A 17,808-nucleotide genomic window follows, 5' to 3' on the forward strand; every position below is an offset into this window, starting at 1 on the left:
GCATCACGATGACCGAGCCAACCCCCTGCTACCACTGCGCCCTGCCCGTCCCCGCCGGCAGCCGTTTCACCGCGGTGGTCCTCGGCGAACCCCGGCAGTTCTGCTGCCCTGGCTGCCAGGCAGTGGCCGAGTCCATCGTCGCCGGCGGCCTGGAGAGCTACTACCAGCACCGCAGCGACGCCAGCGCCAACCCCGAGGCCCTGCCCCGGCAGTTGCAGGATGAGCTGGCACTCTACGACCGCGTCGACGTGCAGCAGGCTTTCGTCCACCACCAGGGCGAACTGGCCGAGGCCACCCTGCTGGTCGAGGGCATCAGCTGCGCAGCGTGCGGCTGGCTGATCGAGAAACACCTGCGCAACCTGCCGGGCGTGGCCGAGGCACGCCTGAACCTGTCCAACCACCGCCTGCTGCTCAACTGGGACGACCAACGAACGCCCCTCTCGCGCCTGCTCGCCGAGCTGCGCCGGATCGGCTATGCCGCGCACCCCTACCAACCTGACCAGGCCGCCGAGCAACTGGCCCGGGAAAACCGCAGCGCCCTGCGCCGCCTGGGCGTGGCCGGCCTGCTGTGGTTCCAGGCGATGATGGCGACCATGGCCACCTGGCCGGAATTCAACATCGACCTGAGCCCCGAGCTGCACACCATCCTGCGCTGGGTGGCGCTGTTCCTGACCACGCCGATCGTGTTCTACAGTTGCGCCCCCTTCTTCAAGGGCGCCGCCCGCGACCTGCGCACCCGCCACCTGACCATGGACGTCTCGGTGTCGCTGGCCATCGCCCTGGCCTACGGCGCCGGGATCTGGACCGCGATCACCGGCAGTGGCGAGCTGTACTTCGACACCGTGGGCATGTTCGCCCTGTTCCTGCTCACCGGCCGCTACCTGGAGCGCCGCGCCCGCGAGCGCACGGCGGCGGCCACCGCGCAACTGGTCAACCTGCTGCCGGCCTCCTGCCTGCGCCTGGATGACCAGGGACACAGCGAGCGCATCCTGCTCGGCGAACTGCAGCGCGGCGACCGGGTGCAAGTGCTGCCCGGCGCGGTGATCCCGGCCGATGGCCGCATCCTCGACGGCCGCTCCAGCGTCGATGAGTCGCTGCTGACTGGCGAGTACCTGCCCCAGGCCCGCCATGCCGGCGACCGGGTCACCGGCGGCACCTTGAATGTCGAGAGCAGCCTGACCGTGCAGGTCGAGGCCCTGGGCCAGGACACCCGCCTGTCGGCGATCGTCCGGCTGCTGGAGCGCGCCCAGTCGGAAAAACCCCGCCTGGCCGAGATCGCCGACCGCGCCTCGCAGTGGTTCCTGCTGTTCACCCTGCTCGCCGCCGCCGCCATCGGCCTGCTGTGGTGGCAGCTGGATGCCTCGCGGGCATTCTGGATCGTCCTGGCCATGCTGGTGGCGACCTGCCCCTGCGCCCTGTCCCTGGCCACCCCGACAGCCCTCACCGCCGCCACCGGCACCCTGCACAAGCTCAGCCTGCTGGTCACCCGCGGACATGTGCTGGAAGGGCTGAACCAGATCGACACGGTGATCTTCGACAAGACCGGCACCCTCACCGAGGGCCGCCTGGCCCTACGCAGCATCCGCCCACTGGGCCTGCTCGCCGCCGACCGCTGCCTGGCCCTGGCCGCAGCCCTGGAGAACCGCTCGGAACACCCCATCGCCCGTGCCTTCGGCCGCACCGCCACCCCCGCCGAGCAGGTGCAGGCCATACCTGGCCTGGGCCTGGAGGGCGTGGTGGACGGCCAAAGCCTGCGCATCGGCCAGGCCACGTTCGTCTGCGCCCTGAGCAGCGCCGCAGTGCCCGCCGTACCCGAACCCCGTGGCCAGTGGCTGTTGCTGGGCGACCGCCAGGGGCCGCTGGCCTGGTTCGGCCTCGACGATCGCCTGCGCGAGGATGCCCCCGACCTGCTCGCCGCTTGCAAGGCCCGTGGCTGGCGTACTTTGCTGCTGTCCGGCGACAGCTCGCCGATGGTCGGCGAAGTGGCCGCGCAACTGGGCATCGACCAGGCCGTCGGCGGCCTGCGCCCGGACGACAAGCTCGCCCGCCTCAAGGCCCTGCAGGCCGAAGGCCGCAAGGTGCTGATGCTGGGCGATGGGGTCAACGACGTGCCGGTGCTGGCGGCGGCCGACATCAGCATCGCCATGGGTTCGGCCACCGACCTGGCCAAGACCTGCGCCGATGCGGTGCTGCTGTCCAACCGCCTGCAGGCGCTGGTGCAGGCCTTCGACCTGGCCCGGCGCACGCGGCGCAACATCCTCGAGAATCTGCTGTGGGCGACCCTGTATAATGGCCTGATGCTGCCGTTCGCCGCCCTGGGCTGGATCACGCCGGTCTGGGCGGCCATCGGCATGTCGGTCAGTTCGCTGATCGTGGTGCTCAACGCCCTGCGCCTGACCCGCCTGGCCAAGGGCGCGGGCATGCCCGCACACCAGACGCCGTCGCCCGCAAGGAAACCGCTATGCCCGCCCTCTACGTCATGATCCCCGCCGCCCTGCTGATCGTCGGCGTGGCCGTGTACATCTTCTTCTGGGCGGTGGACAGCGGCCAGTACGACGACCTCGACAGCCCGGCCCACAGCATCCTGTTCGACGACCAGGACCCTCGCCACCAGGCTGCCGTCAAGCCAGAGCCAGAACAAACGCCAGGGCAGCCCGACGACAAGGATCCTCAGCCTCGTGCCTGACCTGTTTCCCCTGCTCGGCTCGGCATTGGTCCTGGGCCTGCTCGGCGGCGGCCATTGCCTGGGCATGTGCGGCGGTCTGATGGGCGCCCTGACCTTGGCCATCCCGCCAGAGCAACGCGCCCGCCGCCTGCGCCTGTTGCTGGCCTACAACCTCGGACGCATCCTCAGCTATGCCTGCGCTGGCCTGCTCCTGGGCCTGGCCGGCTGGGCCCTGGCCAACAGCCCGGCGACCCAGGGGCTGCGGGTGGTGGCGGCCCTGCTGCTGATCGCCATGGGCCTGTACCTGGCCGGCTGGTGGAGTGGCCTGACCCGTATCGAGGCGCTCGGCCGCGGCGTGTGGCGGCACATCCAACCTTTGGCCACACGCCTGCTGCCGGTCTCCAGCCTGCCCCGCGCCCTGCTGCTCGGCGCCCTGTGGGGTTGGCTGCCGTGCGGCCTGGTCTACAGCACCCTGCTGTGGGCCGCCAGCCAGGGCAATGCCGGCTACAGCGCAGCCCTGATGCTGGCCTTCGGCCTCGGCACCTGGCCCGTACTCCTGGCCACCGGCCTTGCCGCCGAACGGGTCGGCGCCCTGCTGCGCCGCCGCAGCGTGCGCCTGGCCGGCGGCCTACTGGTGATCCTGTTCGGCCTGTGGACCTTGCCTGGTCCGCACCAGCATTGGCTCATGGGGCACTGATCCGGCGACAAGCTGCAAGACAAAGCAGTTTTCGGCGAGCCAGGGCTTTGCTGCCATTTGGGGTCGCTTCGCGCCCCATCGCCGGCAAGCCGGCTCCCACAGGTTCACTGCCAGCCTCAAGAATGACGCCAATCTGTGGGATTAGGCTTAATCGCTGGGGTTGGCACTGCGCAAGACTGCTTTTTCTTGCCGCTTGCCGCCCGGCGCTAGCTCCGCCCCCCTTGATACAAATCAACACAGATTCCTACAGACGCCCCTAGACTCCGGACACTGCCGCTTCTTCCGGGGATTGACCCACATGCTCGACGACCTACGTTGGGATGCCGACCTGATACGTCGCTACGACCTGGCCGGCCCCCGCTATACCTCCTACCCGACCGCCGTCCAACTGCACGGCGAAGTGGGTTCGTTCGACCTGCTCCACGCCCTGCGCGAGAGCCGCCGCGCGGTACGGCCGCTGTCGCTGTACGTGCATGTGCCGTTCTGCGCCAACATCTGCTACTACTGCGCATGCAACAAGGTCATCACCAAGGATCGCGGCCGCGCCCAGCCGTACCTCAAGCGCCTGGAGCAAGAAATCCAGCTCATTGCCTGCCACCTGGCCCCTAAACAACGTGTTGAACAGCTGCATTTCGGTGGCGGCACGCCGACGTTCCTCAGCCATGTGGAACTGCGCCAGCTGATGGCCTGCCTGCGCCAGCACTTCAACCTGCTGGACGACGACTCGGGCGACTACGGCATCGAGATCGACCCGCGCGAAGCCGACTGGTCGACCATGGGCCTGCTCCGCGAGCTGGGCTTCAACCGCGTCAGCCTCGGCGTGCAGGACCTGGATCCGGCCGTGCAGCGTGCGATCAATCGCCTGCAGAGCCTGGAACAGACCCGCACACTGATCGAGGCAGCACGGACCCTGCAGTTCCGCTCGGTCAACCTCGACCTGATCTACGGCCTGCCCCGCCAGACCCCGGAAGGCTTCGCCCGCACCGTCGAGGAAGTGATCCGCCTGCAACCAGACCGCCTCTCGGTCTTCAACTATGCCCACCTGCCCGAACGCTTCATGCCCCAACGGCGCATCGACAGCAACGAACTGCCTGCGCCAGCCGCCAAGCTGGAGATGCTCCGCGCCACCATCGAGCAACTGACCGCGGCCGGCTACCGCTACATTGGCATGGACCATTTCGCCCTGCCCGACGACGAGTTGGCCATCGCCCAGGAGGAAGGCACCCTGCAGCGCAACTTCCAGGGCTACACCACCCATGGACATTGCGACCTGATCGGCCTGGGCGTCTCGGCCATCAGCCAGATCGGCGACCTCTACTGCCAGAACAGCAGCGACCTCGCCACCTACCAGGACACCCTCTCCACCGCCCAACTGGCGACCCAGCGCGGGCTGCTGTGCGATCAGGACGACCGCCTGCGCCGCGCGGTGATCCAGCAGTTGATCTGCCATTTCGAGCTGGACTTCGAAGCGATCGAGCAGGCGTTCACCATCGATTTCCGGGGGTACTTCAAGGACCAATGGCCCCAGTTGCAGGCCATGCAGCGGGACGGCCTGATCAGCCTGGACGGCAAGGGCATCAGGGTACTGCCCGCCGGGCGCCTGCTGGTGCGCTCGGTGTGCATGGTGTTCGACGCCTACCTGGCCCTGCAGGACCGCCAGCGCTTCTCGCGGGTGATCTGACGAGCGAGTCGATCGACCGCATGGACTTATTTCCTTGCCAGGCACACTATTGGCCATCATCGGCCTTGACCCGCTGCGGACAAGGCCTCGCCAGGTCGCAACACCATAGCGCCCGCTGGCCTACAACCTTGCTGTGAGTTACCCTTACAGCTTATGTGTGCTTTCCCACAAGGATCGATTGAAATGTCCGAGCCAGTCAAACTGCGCCCACACAACCAGGCCCACTGCAAGGATTGCAGCCTGGCCCCCCTGTGCCTGCCTCTGTCGCTCAACCTGGAAGACATGGATGCACTGGATGAAATCGTCAAACGCGGCCGCCCGCTGAAGAAAGGCGAGTTCCTGTTCCGCCAAGGTGACAATTTCGGCTCGGTCTATGCCGTACGTTCCGGCGCCCTGAAAACCTTCAGCCTCAGCGACGCCGGCGAGGAGCAGATCACCGGTTTCCACCTGCCCAGCGAGCTGGTGGGCCTGTCGGGCATGGACACCGAAACCTACCCGGTGTCGGCCCAGGCCCAGGAAACCACCTCGGTATGCGAGATCCCCTTCGAGCGCCTGGACGAACTCTCGGTCCAACTGCCGCAACTGCGCCGCCAGCTGATGCGGGTGATGAGCCGGGAGATCCGCGACGACCAGCAGATGATGCTGCTGTTGTCGAAGAAGACCGCCGACGAGCGCATCGCCACCTTCCTGGTCAACCTCTCCGCGCGCTTCCGTGCCCGTGGTTATTCGGCCAACCAGTTCCGCCTGAGCATGTCGCGCAACGAGATAGGCAACTACCTGGGCCTGGCGGTGGAGACCGTGTCGCGGGTGTTCACCCGCTTCCAGCAGAACGGCCTGATCAAGGCCGAAGGCAAGGAAGTGCACATCCTCGACCCGATCCAGCTGTGCGCGCTGGCGGGCGGGGCGATGGAAGCCTGAAGCCCTTCGCGCGGCGGGGTATACTGGCGCATTCGTTTTCCAGGAAAGCAGCATGCACAGCGATACTTTCGACCTCAAGGCCTTGATCCGCCCAGTGCCGGACTTCCCCAAGCCGGGCGTGATCTTCCGCGACATCACCCCGCTGTTCCAGTCGCCACGTGGGTTGCGCTACGTCGCCGACCAGTTCATCGAGCGCTATGTGGAGGCCGAATTCAGCCATATCGGCGCCATGGATGCGCGGGGCTTCCTGATCGGCTCGATCATCGCCCATCAGTTGAACAAGCCGCTGATCCTGTTCCGCAAGCAGGGCAAGCTGCCGGCCGAGGTGTTGGCCGAGGCCTACCAGACCGAGTACGGCGAAGCCTTCCTGGAGGTGCATGCCGACAGCCTGTGCGAAGGCGATTCGGTGCTGATTTTCGATGACCTGATCGCCACTGGCGGCACCCTGCTGGCCGCTACCAACCTGGTGCGTCGCACCGGTGCCGAGGTATTCGAGGCCGCGGCGATCATCGACTTGCCGCAGCTGGAGGGTTCCCGTCGCCTGCAGGCGGTTGGTGTGCCGACCTTCTGCCTGACCGAGTTTTCGCTCAGCGAGTATTGAGTCGCCTGCTGGGGCCGCTCGGCGGCCCATTCGCGGGCAAGCCCGCTCCCACAGGGCCCTTCGCCAGCCGTATGTTCTCTGCGCGACAGCGCAACCCAAAAAGGCTGGGTTATCTCCCACAGGGCCCCTGCAAGCCATATCACTTGTGATCGACGCTCACCCTGTGGGAGCCGGCTTGCCGGTGATGGGGCGCGAAGCGGCCCCCGATCACCGTTTCACAGCGAAATCGGTCTGCGCCCGGCAAAGGCATGGGCCAGGGTCCCGCCATCCACCAGCTCCAGCTCCCCGCCCAGCGGCACGCCATGGGCGATGCGCGAGGCGGTCAGGCCTTTCTCGGCCAGCAGTTGGGCAATGTAGTGGGCAGTCGCCTCCCCTTCCACCGTGGGGTTGGTCGCGAGGATCACCTCGGTGAAGGTGCCCTGCTCCTCGATCCGTGCCATCAGCTGCGGGATACCGATCGCCTCGGGTCCCAGGCCGTCCAGTGGCGACAGATGCCCCTTGAGCACGAAGTAGCGGCCGCGATAGCCGGTCTGCTCCACCGCATATACGTCCACGGGGCCTTCCACGACGCACAGCTGGGTGTCGTCCCGGCGTGGGTCGGCGCACTGGGGGCAGAGTTCCTGTTCGGTCAGGGTGCGACACTGGCGGCAGTGGCCGACACCCTCCATGGCCTGGGTCAGGGCCTGGGCCAGGCGCAGGCCGCCGCTGCGGTCGCGTTCGAGCAACTGCAGGGCCATGCGCTGGGCAGATTTCTGGCCGACGCCGGGGAGCGTGCGCAGGGCGTCGATCAGTTGGCGGATCAGGGGGCTGAAGCTCATGGGGAAGGCCTGACAGATCAATAGGAGGCGGTTTATACCGAGCGGTGGCATCCACGTCAAATCAGCGGAAGCAGGTCCTCTCCTGAGAATAGCCATCACGGCGTATGCGATGCTGTTGCTGTTGCTGTTGCTGTTGCTGTTGATCTTGGTGCGCGATAGCTCAGTCGCCGCGAATCGCGACTTCAGGAGGCCGAGTGGAGGCGCCTGGAGGGGCCTGGCGCGCAGCGCCCTTCGGCGTAGCCGAAGTCGCGAGATGTAGACTTGCGCAGCAAGTCGGAGGCCGCGAAGCCCCGGAAGGCGCCGGAGCGAGGGGACCCCGGAGCGCAGCGTAGGGGCCGTATGATGGAGCAGGCGGTTTTTGGTTACTGAATGGGCTTTACTCAACGTACTTATTTTGCAGCACAATAAAAAAGCCGCTCCGGCAATCGGAAGCGGCTTTCGATATGCAGCCAGCTCTACCTGGCAACACAGCCTCAGAACGGCAGCTTGAAACCCGGTGGCAGTTGCATGCCAGCCGTCATGCTCCCCATCTTCTCCTGACTGTTCTGCTCGACCTTGCGCACCGCGTCGTTAACCGCAGCGGCAATCAGGTCCTCGAGCACTTCCTTGTCTTCCTGCATCAGGCTGTCATCGATGCTGATGCGCTTGACGTCGTGGCGACCGGTCATCACCACGCTGACCAGGCCAGCACCGGATTGGCCAGTCACTTCGGCATTGGCCAGCTCTTCCTGCATCTTGGCCATCTTTTCCTGCATCTGCTGAGCCTGCTTCATCAGGCCGGCCATGCCACCTTTCATCATGGGGTACACCTCGATTGGGTCATGTGATACGGCCCAGCACAAGGCCGGCCGCACGGTTATCCGTTCATTGGCCCTGGCTGGCCAGGGCGTCTACAGGCTCAATAGTATCCTGTCGCACCGTCGCACCGAACTGCCGGATCATCTGCTGGATGAGTGGGTCCTGCTCGATCGACGCCTCCGCATCACGCTGGCGCTCGGCACGCTTGCGGGCGGCAGCCTGGGCCGGGGTCTCCTGCTCGGGGCGGATCAGCTCGATCTTCAGCCGCAGGGTACGCCCCAGGTGCTGGTTGAGCGCCTCGTTCAGGCGACGCTGCTGGGTCGCATTGAACAGCGCCCCCTGGCCAGGGTCCAGGTGCAGCAGCCAGTCGTCACCCTCAGCAGCGATCAACGTACAGTTCGCCGCGATGTTGCCCGTCATCCCGGAGACAGGCAACTGTGGGAATAATTCCAGCCATTGCAGGGCAAGGCCCGTGGCCGGCTGGGCCGCCGGCAGCGGCTCCACTACCGGGGCCGGCTCGGCTTCGTGGACATGCTCGGCCAACTCGTCCAGGTAGCTGAAACCCGCCGGATCGCTGTCCGGGGTGTAGTAGTCCTCGTCCAACGGTGGCTCGTCGTCGCGGTCCATGCCGGCCGAGCCATAGGCAGACGGGTCGAATGGCGGCTCGTCGTAGGCCGGCTGGCTGGCTCGCGGCTCGGGTGCCGGGGCCGCTGGCACAGGGTCGACGGTCACAGGGGCCGGGCTGGGGTCTTCCCACGGCAGGTCGACGACCTCTTCCTCGACCGTGTCCCGCTCCGGCTCCGGCGCAGCGGCTTCAGCTTGGGGCTCACGCTCGGGCGTGGGCTCCGGCAGGGGTTCGGTCACAGGCTCGGGCACCACGGCCTGCTCCACCACGGGCGCAGCGGGCACGACCGGCGCGGCTTCTGCCGGTGCAACGGCGTGCACAGGGGGATTGGCGACAGCTGGCTCGGCGGCAGGCGCCGCAGCTGCCACCGGGCTTGCAGGATCAGCTGTGGCCTGGCTGATCCCCACCGGCTTTAGTACCGGCCTCGGGGCATCGTCGCTGTCGGCCGGCCGGAAGGCCAGCATCCGCAGCAGGACCATTTCGAAACCGCCGCGCGGGTCCGGTGCCAGTGGCAGGTCACGACGGCCAATCAGGCCCATCTGGTAATAGAACTGCACATCCTCGGCCGGCAGGGCCGAAGCCAGCGCCAGGACCCGCTCGCGGTCACCCTGGCCGTTGTCGACCGCCTCCGGTAGCGCCTGGGCGATGGCCACCCGGTGCAGCACGTTGAGCATCTCGGCCAGCACGCCGTTCCAGTCCGGCCCCTGTTCGGCGAGGTTGCGCACCGCCTCCAGCAGTGCCCGGGCATCGCCTTCCAGCAGCGCCTGGAGCACGCCATACACCTGGCCGTGGTCGAGGCTGCCGAGCATCGCCCGGACATCGGCGGCCAGCACCTTGCCCTCGCCGAAGGCGATGGCCTGGTCGGTCAGGCTCATGGCATCGCGCATCGAACCGTCGGCGGCGCGGCCGAGCAGCCACAGGGCATCTTCCTCGAACGGCACGTTCTCGGCGCCGAGCACATGGCTCAGGTGCTCGACCACCCGCTCCGGGCTCATGTTCTTCAGGGAGAACTGCAGGCAGCGCGAGAGAATGGTCGCCGGCAGCTTCTGCGGGTCGGTGGTGGCGAGGATGAACTTGACGTAGGGTGGCGGCTCTTCCAGCGTCTTGAGCAAGGCGTTGAACGAGTGGGTCGAGAGCATGTGCACTTCGTCGATCAGGTAGACCTTGAAGCGCCCACGGCTCGGCGCGTACTGCACGTTGTCGAGCAACTCGCGGGTATCCTCGACCTTGGTACGGCTCGCGGCATCGATCTCGATCAGGTCGACGAAACGGCCTTCGTCGATCTCCCGACACACCGAACAGGTGCCGCAGGGCGTCGAGGTGATACCGGTTTCGCAGTTCAGGCACTTGGCGATGATTCGCGCGATGGTGGTCTTGCCCACCCCACGGGTACCGGTGAACAGGTAGGCATGATGCAGGCGCTGGTTGTCCAGGGCGTTGATCAAAGCCTTGAGCACATGGGTCTGGCCGACCATTTCGCGGAACGAGCGCGGACGCCATTTACGTGCAAGAACCTGATAACTCATCAAAAACCATCGCAACCTGAACGAGCGGAAGATCGCTAATGCTAGCGGAGCGGGGGCAAAATTGCACCCTGCCGAACTCGTCTAAGCTAACGATCAGGCGCACGCCTGGGCAACGATCAAGGAGGATTGACGTGCGGCGAGTCCTGGCCATCTTGATGCTGTGGGCGAGCCACGGCCTGGCGGAGCAACCGACGCTGCGCTTTTCCGTGGCCGAAAGCTGGAGCATGCCGCTGATCCGCATCGAGCACGAGCAGCCGGTGGACGGTATCCTCTTCGACCTCATGCAGGCCCTGGCCCGCGAGGCGGGCGTGCGCCCGGAATACCACCTGCTGGCCCGCCTGCGCCTGCAGCAGGCCGTCGACGAGGGCGACATCGATGTGCGCTGCTACGTCGCCAGCCACTGGCTCAACGATCACGCCGGCAATTTCCTGTGGAGCGTACCGTTGATCCGCCAGCGCGACCTGCTGGTCGGCAGGGCCGATGACCGTAGCCCTGTCCTGCCTGAACAGCTCCCGCCCCAGGCCATCGGCACCGTGCTGGGCTACACCTACCCCACCCTCGCCCCACTCTTCAAGCAGGGCCGCCTGCGTCGCGAGGACAGCCGCAACCAGTTGCTCGCCCTGCAGAAGCTGCAGGCTGGCCGCTATCGCCATGCGGTGAGCAACCAGTTGTCGCTGCAATGGTTCAACCACGCCTTGCCAGCGCAGGAACGCCTGCAGCCCCTGGCAGTGTTGGAGGAACAGGAACTGGGGTGCATGGTACGCAACGACCCGGCGCTACCGACGCAGCGCGTGCTCAGGGCGCTGGTGCGGATGAAGCAGTCCGGGGAGATCGAGGCCATCGTCCAGCGCTACGGCACCTTGGCCCATCAACCCGAGAACGATCAACTGGCCGTGCCCAGCCAGATCTCCGGTCGATGACGGTGCTAGCAAGACTGCGACCGTGAAAATCCGAACCTTTTCATAAACGAGTGCGCGTTGCTGGCTGCATCCCCCGTCAATAACCATGCGATTCGCGGAACGACTTGCCCTTGTGGTAGGCGATCCACTCCTCCACATCGTAGGGCAGGTAGAGCTGTCGGCGGGCGCGGGACAGGGCGATGTACACGGCGCAAATCCGCGCATCGAACTCATAGGCATCCTTGAAGGTGCCAAGCGACATCAACCCCGGGGTCAGCAACACCTGGTCGAACTCCAGCCCCCCCGCGTCCTGCGCCATCATCAGCATCAGGTTGTCGGGATGATCGCTGACCCGGCTCTCCAGCCGGGTCAGGTCGCCGACCCGGAACCCTTCCCTCAGCCTGTTCTCCACCCACAGGAACGATTCGTCATGCTGGTTGGCATGGCGTACCTGCTGCCAGTCGGTCATATGGGCAAAGTACGGGTGCGCCGTCTGCGCGTCTTGCTCGTAGTAGTTGTGGGCATACAGGGCCGCCCTGGACAGCTGGGTGGCCGAGCGCATGAAATGCTGCATGTCCTGGGCATCGGGAAAACCGATCCCACGGTCGCGCTCGGTCATTTCCATGGCCCACTTCATCGTGTCCCAACGTGAAGCGGTCAATACCACGCAACCGGCCGGCGGCACGAACCCCTCGGGATAGCGCTTGACGCTCACGTCCACGGGGCTGGCGCCGGCGAAGGCGAGCTTGGACTTGTACGAGTGGACGTTGATCAATGGATTGATCAAGCGCTCGACCTTGGCGCCGGAGCGCACCGACAACGCGACATCACGCTGGCGCACCTCGCGCCGCTGCTGGAAGCCAGGCCCCTTGGCCCGCTGGTATTCATCGCCCAGGGTGATCAGCGCCTGCCTGCCTCGCTCGATGATCTGCAGCAACGACTCCGGCACATCCTGGCTCTCGTCGATGATGACGTGGCTGTAGTACGCCGGCACGCTGAAGCCCGCCAAGCTGGCCCGCTTGATGGCCAGCAGCGCCGGGAAGCCGGTCTGCGAATCCCAGGCGGGCTCTATCTGCAGGTACGACCAAAGGCGGCTCGAGTACTCCAGCAGGACCTGGCTGTCCTGGCGAGACAAGGGCATCTCGAAGAATGGCAGGTGTCGCGAGGTCAGGCTGTGGCTACGGGACTCGCAGTAGTTCTTCAGCAACTCCAGGCAGATATCCAGTGTTTGCCGTGCACCGTACTGGCGAAAACCGACGATCCCCAGTTGCTCGGCCAGCGCGCGCTTGTCCGTATGCCTGGCAGTCGCATTAAGCGGCCTGGGTCGGGGCCCCGACAACAGCATGTGGGCGAAGGCCTCGAACGTCTTGCCCAGCGCCTTGTGGGCCTGGGGGCCGATGCGCTTGCGCAAGGCATCGAGTTTTCCAGGGGTACGGGCAAGCGCCAGCACCCTGCCCGACGGTAGGCAGTCCATCAGGGCCCCCAGCAGGTAGCTCTTGCCGATGCCTGCATAGCCTTGGATATGCAGGTCCTCTCCTGGGTCGGCGCGTACGATCCTGAGCAGCTTGTCCTGCTCCCGGGTCAGCCAGCGCTCCTTGTCGTAACCGGTGAAAACCTGCTGGGAAAACGGATTGGCGGCCTGGTACTTGTGGCCGCTGAAGGTGAAATCCCAAGTGCCGTCTTCATGCAGGTAATCGCGGGCGGCCACCTCGTCGGCCTTCATCAGGCGCAGGTTCGCCTTCTTCAGCAGCCTCAGGCCATGATGCAGGCTTTGCGCATCGAACAAGCGCCGGGCCTCCGTAAGCAGCCCGACGCCGGGCGCGTGACGGCTGTCGGCCGCCCAGGCCAGAAGTTTCGCCAGCAGCTTCTCCGCCGCGGCCGGTCGCAGGTCCTGCCCTGCCCCCTTGGCCAGGTGCTGAATGACCAGCACCGCCGCCAGTTCCGCCTCGCTCAAGGCTTCGAGCGCCGCATCGCCCTGGGCGTCGAGCAGCCCCTGGCACACCTCGGCGGTGACGGGAAGAAACACAGGGTGGGAAAAGTCGTGGTGTTCAGGTTGCATACGCGCTCACGGCAAGATGGCGAAGATCGTTCAGGACTTGGAGGTTTCAGGATCGCCCGCGACCTCGAGCGCATACTCGTAAGCCCCCAGGCTGCCCGACATCCCTCCCGGATACACCCTGCCCCGCCCGTCGACAGGCACCTGCCGAGCATCGGCCTCGAGCAGGCCATCGAGTTCGTGGAGGGCCATTTCCAGGAGTTTGCGCAAGTCCCTCGCATTACTGGCCGAGACCCGCAGCTGGAAGTCCAGGCCATCGAGCAGAGCCCCTTCCGGCTTATCGGACGGCGCGTCGCTGGCCAGGCTGGCCTGGCTCAGGATCCGCTCATGCTCCTCTTCCATCTGGTCCAGCACCTTCGTCAGTTCCAGGACCTTCTCGGGATGGGCCGCCATCTCGTTCTTGATCTCCAGGCGGCGCAGCTGCCATTCGCGGATCCTCTGGCGGGTCTGCTCGTCAACTTGATCCATGGTCGCTACCTCACGGCCGAAATGCACTGACAGGAATGCCGTGCATGATAAAGCGCCTGGGGCAAAGGTGCAGGGAAAAGAACGAAGGCGTGCATGAGCACCGCCAGGGGGCTGGCGACACGACGAGGACAGGAGGGTGAAACGAGGTGGCGGACGCCAGAAATGGAGGCGGCCCCACCAGCCACACCCCGGCACACGATGTCACCGCTGCGGCTGCTCCCTTCCAGGCCTGACCGGGTGGCATGCAAGCATGCTCGGTAATCAATGCGGGCCTTATGGGGCAAGGGTTTGAAGCTGATGAGGTAGCAAGATATCCAGCCGTGGGGACACTCAGCACGGACGTTCAAAACTTGGGGTGTGACCAGAATTGTTCCACTCAATTGGTCCACTTTACTGGTCCACTCTGGTGTTTCTCATGACCTACATCGTCCGCCGCCAGTCCGTTTACTACCTCAACCTTCGACTGCCAAAACACCTGTTTCCCAACCGGCACACTCTGCGTATTTCCCTGCGAGTGCGAGAGCGGCAGGCGGCCTTGTACCTTGCCACCTCACTGGCTCAGCGAGTGAGCAGCCACTTGAGCGAACACCCCCTAACACCTCCGGAAACGCTGCGTGTGCTTTGCGTGCAATGGTGCAAATCATCACCTATGCCAATCCCTCGCGCTGCACCACAGCAAGCTATGGCGCCCACAGCGAAGCCAATAAGTGGCGGTCCTACCCTGGCAACCCTTTCCAAGCTTTATATAGAGGAAGGCAAACGCGGTGGCACATGGCGGCAAGGCAGTATCGACGATGTGGAACGTGCCTTATCTGAACTGTTCGAGCTGATGGGCGACATGCCGGCGGTAGACTTCGATGCTGAGCAAGCTCGCCTCCTTAAAAAACGTCTCAGCCGCTGCCCCCAGTACTTCGGTTTACGGCCAGAGTTTAAGGGCAAGACGCTGAAGCAGGTGGTTGAGTCAGGCTGCACCTACAAGACCATCACCGCCGTCACGGTGAACAACCGGCTACGCAAGCTCACCGCGTTCTTGAACTGGTGCAAGGCCAACGGGTATATGACAGACAACCCGCTGGCGGGCATGAAAGTCATGACGGGATCAGCGAAGGAAGCTCGGTTGTCCTTTGAGCGACACGACCTAGCTGCACTACTAAACCTTGAGGGACTGCGAAAAGAGTCACGGAAGCATCCATGGCGCTACTGGCTGCCACTCCTTGGACGGTTCACTGGTGCACGGCTTGAAGAACTGTGCCAATTGCGTATACACGACTTTATTGAGCAACAGGGCATGCCATGTATTCGCATCGATGACAGCCATGAAGATCAGAACCTCAAGAATGCCAGCAGCCGTCGTGTTCTCCCCCTGCATCCTTCACTGATTGAGCAGGGTTTGTTGCAGTACACCGAGTCAGTCAAGACCAGTGGGGCTGATCGACTATTCCCCGAGCTTGAAGCGGTACGAGGGAAGCGCGGTCACGCGGCCTCAAAATGGTTTGGACGCTACAAAGCGAAGCAAGGCATCACCGACCCACGCAAAACCTTCCACAGCTTCCGCCACACCTTCATCGATGACCTGCGTGATGCTGGCGTACAGGACTCACTGATCAAGCGGATGGTGGGTCATGAAGATAGCTCCGTGACCTTTGGCATCTACGGCAGCAGGACGCCAATCAAGGCGATGGTCGATGCCATGAAGCACATCAAATAACCTCGAATAACCCAGTCAAAACCTTAGTTAAACCCTGTCGCCTACAGTGACGTTTACCTGCCATCTTTCATGGCAACCCAGTATTTTCGGGGTTAAAGGAGCGTTTGAACTAAGCAAAACGCGTTCTCCGCACAGCAAAACGGTTTTTACAGACGCGGCAGTCAAAAAAGTCAATACCTGAAGATTGCTTTTTTCCGAGGATCGTGTATTATTAGTCCCCTGCCTCAGCGGGCAGACATACAGACTAGAAGCCTCCACCGCGACCACCGAATTGGTGCATTGCATGGGGGCTTCGTCGTGTCTGGGACTCACAAAACTAAACCGGCACAACCCGAGAGGAATGCCTATGCACTGAACTGACACAAGGAGAAAATAAGATGACTGCACTCGTCCGCAACAAAGTATACCCCACCACTACACCTGCTACCGACATTCGTCCCGCACTGTCCAAGCTCAGCACAACCACAGTTGACAGTTTCGTCATCGACAAGACCACTGGTGAGATATTGGCCTGGTACACCACTCACGACCTTGCCCCAACTACGTACGATTACGAACAGCCTCAGATTGGCAAGACCCGAGCAGCTCACCCGAGCTATGAGCTTGATCCTGCTCCAAGGCCAAGCATCATCGAGACACAAATGGAGCGCCTGCCGGATGGCGTTGTCGACCTTGATGCACAACGTAGTAAACGTGGACCTAAGCCCAAGGTAACGCCCAATCCGCACGCAAGCCATTTCAAGGCGGCCCATGCTGAACGCCATAGCTGGATTGACGATTACGTTCATGGCGCCTGCATGACAGTAGGCAAGGACAGCAATGGGAAAATGAACGTAAGCCCCTCCCATGTACTGCGGGCTTGTATGCTTGATGAGATCAGCACCGAGATCGTAAAGAGCGTGATTCGCCTTGAGGATTTACGCACGATGAGCGACCAACAAGCACGGAGAGTCTGCCAGTGTGCCCGTTTCGCCATCGGCGGGATGGAACTCTACCTTGAACGAAACCCTGCTGTACGTCAGCAGCTCCAGTTTGAAGTGGACTTTGCCGACTCGTACCACCAAGACAACACCGGGCAACTGCAAGGACTGGCGTGATTCAATTACGCTCGGATAAGAGAGAGAAGCGAACGACCTGTAAGAGAGGTCACACTGGGCAGGTGAATTACGCTCGGATATAGAAGTGAAGCATTCGCACCATGAAGGCAACTCTCAGACCGACAGGTCTAGGCTTGATACACCTCGACCGTAGGCCAATGCCACTACCTTTCAACTTCCAAGGGTTACTGGGGAATAATGATTGATGAATATCAATTCCCCAGAAAACGAAAGTAATCATCCTGTGTCGGTGCGACACGGCGCTACCCCTTTAACTCCGTTCGGTTCTTTGCACCGTACAAATAAGAGCAGTAAGCTCGTCAGCATTGATTTCTATTGGTTTTATTTCTATTGGTTTTTGTTTATCTATGTATCAATCTATACTGTCGCACAGCATGAGCCACTAGCAGCTTTGATCCTGATGTGCTTGTTATGCGAAGCATGGAGGGCACTCCGTGTAAGCGCCGCTTACAGGTTGATTCCACTGAAATGGAAAGGGGATGAATGATATACAATATCATCCCCAAAACCTGAAGGCTGACCGCCTTGGAGTGTAACCAGCTAAGCGAAGCTTGCACGGGATAAAATCGTTAGCTCTCGCTAACCACCTTGCACCAACAATCAAGATCAAAGGCAAGAATTGGATTGGTGTTGATTTCGATTGGTGCACCGTTCGACCGAACGGTCAGCAATGGTGATCCATTACAGCAAGATCGGTTCAAAGCTTGCCGCTTTCGGTGCAGACGACCAGCGGAGCTGATAAAGGTATCTGTTTGCTAGCTCCGCCGAAGGTATGCAACCTCTACCGTAGGTAGAAGTAGAGGAACACTACCACCAACAAAACGAAAATCACCCTTCCTTGAAGCACATCAGCATTCAGCTTGTCTGTCTTCATCTGCTGGTGTGTAGCAGCATCACTCAAGCCCTGAGACTTGTAGTGCATGATCTGGTCGATTTCCCTATCGATCTTCTTGTTCTGACCATCGTTGCTTCGCATTGTGATGCCCCACACGATCAACCAAAGCCCTCCTGTCAGAACGGTCAGGATCAGGTGCAGGATGTGGTTTGTCTTCTTCTTACGGGTGGTCAGCACGAACAGTTTTTCGTTCATTTCGTTGGTCTCTCAGAGCTAGGCGTTCGCTTCCCCGGCGTAAGGGGGCCTGAGACCATTGTATCACCTAGTGTGTCATCATTTGGAGTGGCACCATTTGGTGTGTTCACGATCAGGGTGCATCCAACCATCATGCAGGG

At 63.0% G+C, this 17,808-nt stretch carries 16 protein-coding genes; 10 read left to right on the forward strand and 6 right to left on the reverse strand.

What is annotated here, in order from left to right; genetic code table 11:
• Positions 1-8 precede the first annotated feature (8 nt).
• The 6 genes from ABFA30_RS16780 (at position 9) to ABFA30_RS16805 (ending at position 6,562) form a co-directional block, all read left to right on the forward strand.
• Positions 9-2,483, forward strand: a complete 2,475-nt coding sequence (locus ABFA30_RS16780; protein WP_253091016.1) for a heavy metal translocating P-type ATPase — start codon at positions 9-11, stop codon at positions 2,481-2,483.
• On the forward strand, positions 2,462-2,686 hold the full coding sequence (gene ccoS, locus ABFA30_RS16785) for a cbb3-type cytochrome oxidase assembly protein CcoS (RefSeq protein ID WP_225789887.1): 225 nt from the start codon (positions 2,462-2,464) through the stop codon (positions 2,684-2,686). Before ABFA30_RS16780 ends, ccoS begins: the two co-directional genes overlap by 22 nt.
• Positions 2,679-3,362, forward strand: coding sequence for a sulfite exporter TauE/SafE family protein (locus ABFA30_RS16790; RefSeq protein WP_410045697.1), 684 nt, complete (start codon positions 2,679-2,681; stop codon positions 3,360-3,362). Before ccoS ends, ABFA30_RS16790 begins: the two co-directional genes overlap by 8 nt.
• A 298-nt stretch (positions 3,363-3,660) precedes the next feature.
• A complete protein-coding gene (gene hemN / locus ABFA30_RS16795; RefSeq protein WP_225789889.1) occupies positions 3,661-5,043 on the forward strand; it encodes an oxygen-independent coproporphyrinogen III oxidase in 1,383 nt (460 codons plus the stop codon).
• 183 nt (positions 5,044-5,226) lie between these two features.
• Positions 5,227-5,961, forward strand: a complete 735-nt coding sequence (gene fnrA / locus ABFA30_RS16800) for a Crp/Fnr family transcriptional regulator FnrA (RefSeq protein ID WP_225789890.1) — start codon at positions 5,227-5,229, stop codon at positions 5,959-5,961.
• A gap of 52 nt (positions 5,962-6,013) precedes the next feature.
• A complete protein-coding gene (locus tag ABFA30_RS16805) occupies positions 6,014-6,562 on the forward strand; it encodes an adenine phosphoribosyltransferase (protein WP_225789891.1) in 549 nt (182 codons plus the stop codon).
• 215 nt (positions 6,563-6,777) lie between these two features.
• Here the strand turns inward: ABFA30_RS16805 and recR are convergent, their stop codons facing one another.
• The 3 genes from recR to dnaX form a co-directional block, all read right to left on the reverse strand.
• Positions 6,778-7,380, reverse strand: a complete 603-nt coding sequence (recR, locus tag ABFA30_RS16810) for a recombination mediator RecR (protein WP_225789892.1) — start codon at positions 7,378-7,380, stop codon at positions 6,778-6,780.
• Positions 7,381-7,853: 473 nt separating this feature from the next.
• Positions 7,854-8,180 (reverse strand): YbaB/EbfC family nucleoid-associated protein, encoded by a 327-nt coding sequence (locus ABFA30_RS16815; protein WP_225789893.1) that lies wholly within the window; start codon positions 8,178-8,180, stop codon positions 7,854-7,856.
• A 64-nt stretch (positions 8,181-8,244) separates the two neighbouring features.
• Positions 8,245-10,329, reverse strand: a complete 2,085-nt coding sequence (gene dnaX, locus ABFA30_RS16820) for a DNA polymerase III subunit gamma/tau (RefSeq protein ID WP_253101200.1) — start codon at positions 10,327-10,329, stop codon at positions 8,245-8,247.
• A 131-nt stretch (positions 10,330-10,460) separates the two neighbouring features.
• Between dnaX and ABFA30_RS16825 the strand changes: the two genes are divergently transcribed.
• Positions 10,461-11,249, forward strand: coding sequence for a substrate-binding periplasmic protein (locus tag ABFA30_RS16825; protein ID WP_225789895.1), 789 nt, complete (start codon positions 10,461-10,463; stop codon positions 11,247-11,249).
• Positions 11,250-11,325: 76 nt separating this feature from the next.
• On the opposite strand, the gene ABFA30_RS16830 is transcribed toward ABFA30_RS16825, so the two are convergent.
• Positions 11,326-13,287, reverse strand: coding sequence for a hypothetical protein (locus ABFA30_RS16830; protein ID WP_225789896.1), 1,962 nt, complete (start codon positions 13,285-13,287; stop codon positions 11,326-11,328).
• Between the two features lie 30 nt (positions 13,288-13,317).
• Positions 13,318-13,752, reverse strand: a complete 435-nt coding sequence (locus tag ABFA30_RS16835) for a hypothetical protein (protein ID WP_225789897.1) — start codon at positions 13,750-13,752, stop codon at positions 13,318-13,320.
• 415 nt (positions 13,753-14,167) lie between these two features.
• Here ABFA30_RS16835 and ABFA30_RS16840 point away from each other — a divergent pair, with 415 nt between their 5' ends.
• The 3 genes from ABFA30_RS16840 to ABFA30_RS16850 all read left to right on the forward strand — a co-directional run bounded on the left by ABFA30_RS16840 (position 14,168) and on the right by ABFA30_RS16850 (position 17,065).
• On the forward strand, positions 14,168-15,460 hold the full coding sequence (locus ABFA30_RS16840; RefSeq protein WP_410045698.1) for a tyrosine-type recombinase/integrase: 1,293 nt from the start codon (positions 14,168-14,170) through the stop codon (positions 15,458-15,460).
• A 377-nt stretch (positions 15,461-15,837) separates the two neighbouring features.
• Positions 15,838-16,557, forward strand: a complete 720-nt coding sequence (locus tag ABFA30_RS16845) for a hypothetical protein (protein WP_410045699.1) — start codon at positions 15,838-15,840, stop codon at positions 16,555-16,557.
• 205 nt (positions 16,558-16,762) lie between these two features.
• Positions 16,763-17,065: a hypothetical protein gene (locus ABFA30_RS16850; protein ID WP_410045700.1), complete on the forward strand. Its 303-nt coding sequence runs from the start codon at positions 16,763-16,765 to the stop codon at positions 17,063-17,065.
• Positions 17,066-17,359: 294 nt separating this feature from the next.
• Here the strand turns inward: ABFA30_RS16850 and ABFA30_RS16855 are convergent, their stop codons facing one another.
• Positions 17,360-17,668 carry a hypothetical protein gene (locus ABFA30_RS16855; RefSeq protein ID WP_410045701.1) on the reverse strand — a complete coding sequence of 103 codons (309 nt, stop codon included), beginning with the start codon at positions 17,666-17,668 and terminating at the stop codon, positions 17,360-17,362.
• Positions 17,669-17,808 lie beyond the last annotated feature (140 nt).

The sequence above is a fragment of the Pseudomonas sp. HLMP genome (assembly GCF_046365545.1).
Classification (GTDB): domain Bacteria; phylum Pseudomonadota; class Gammaproteobacteria; order Pseudomonadales; family Pseudomonadaceae; genus Aquipseudomonas; species Aquipseudomonas guariconensis_B.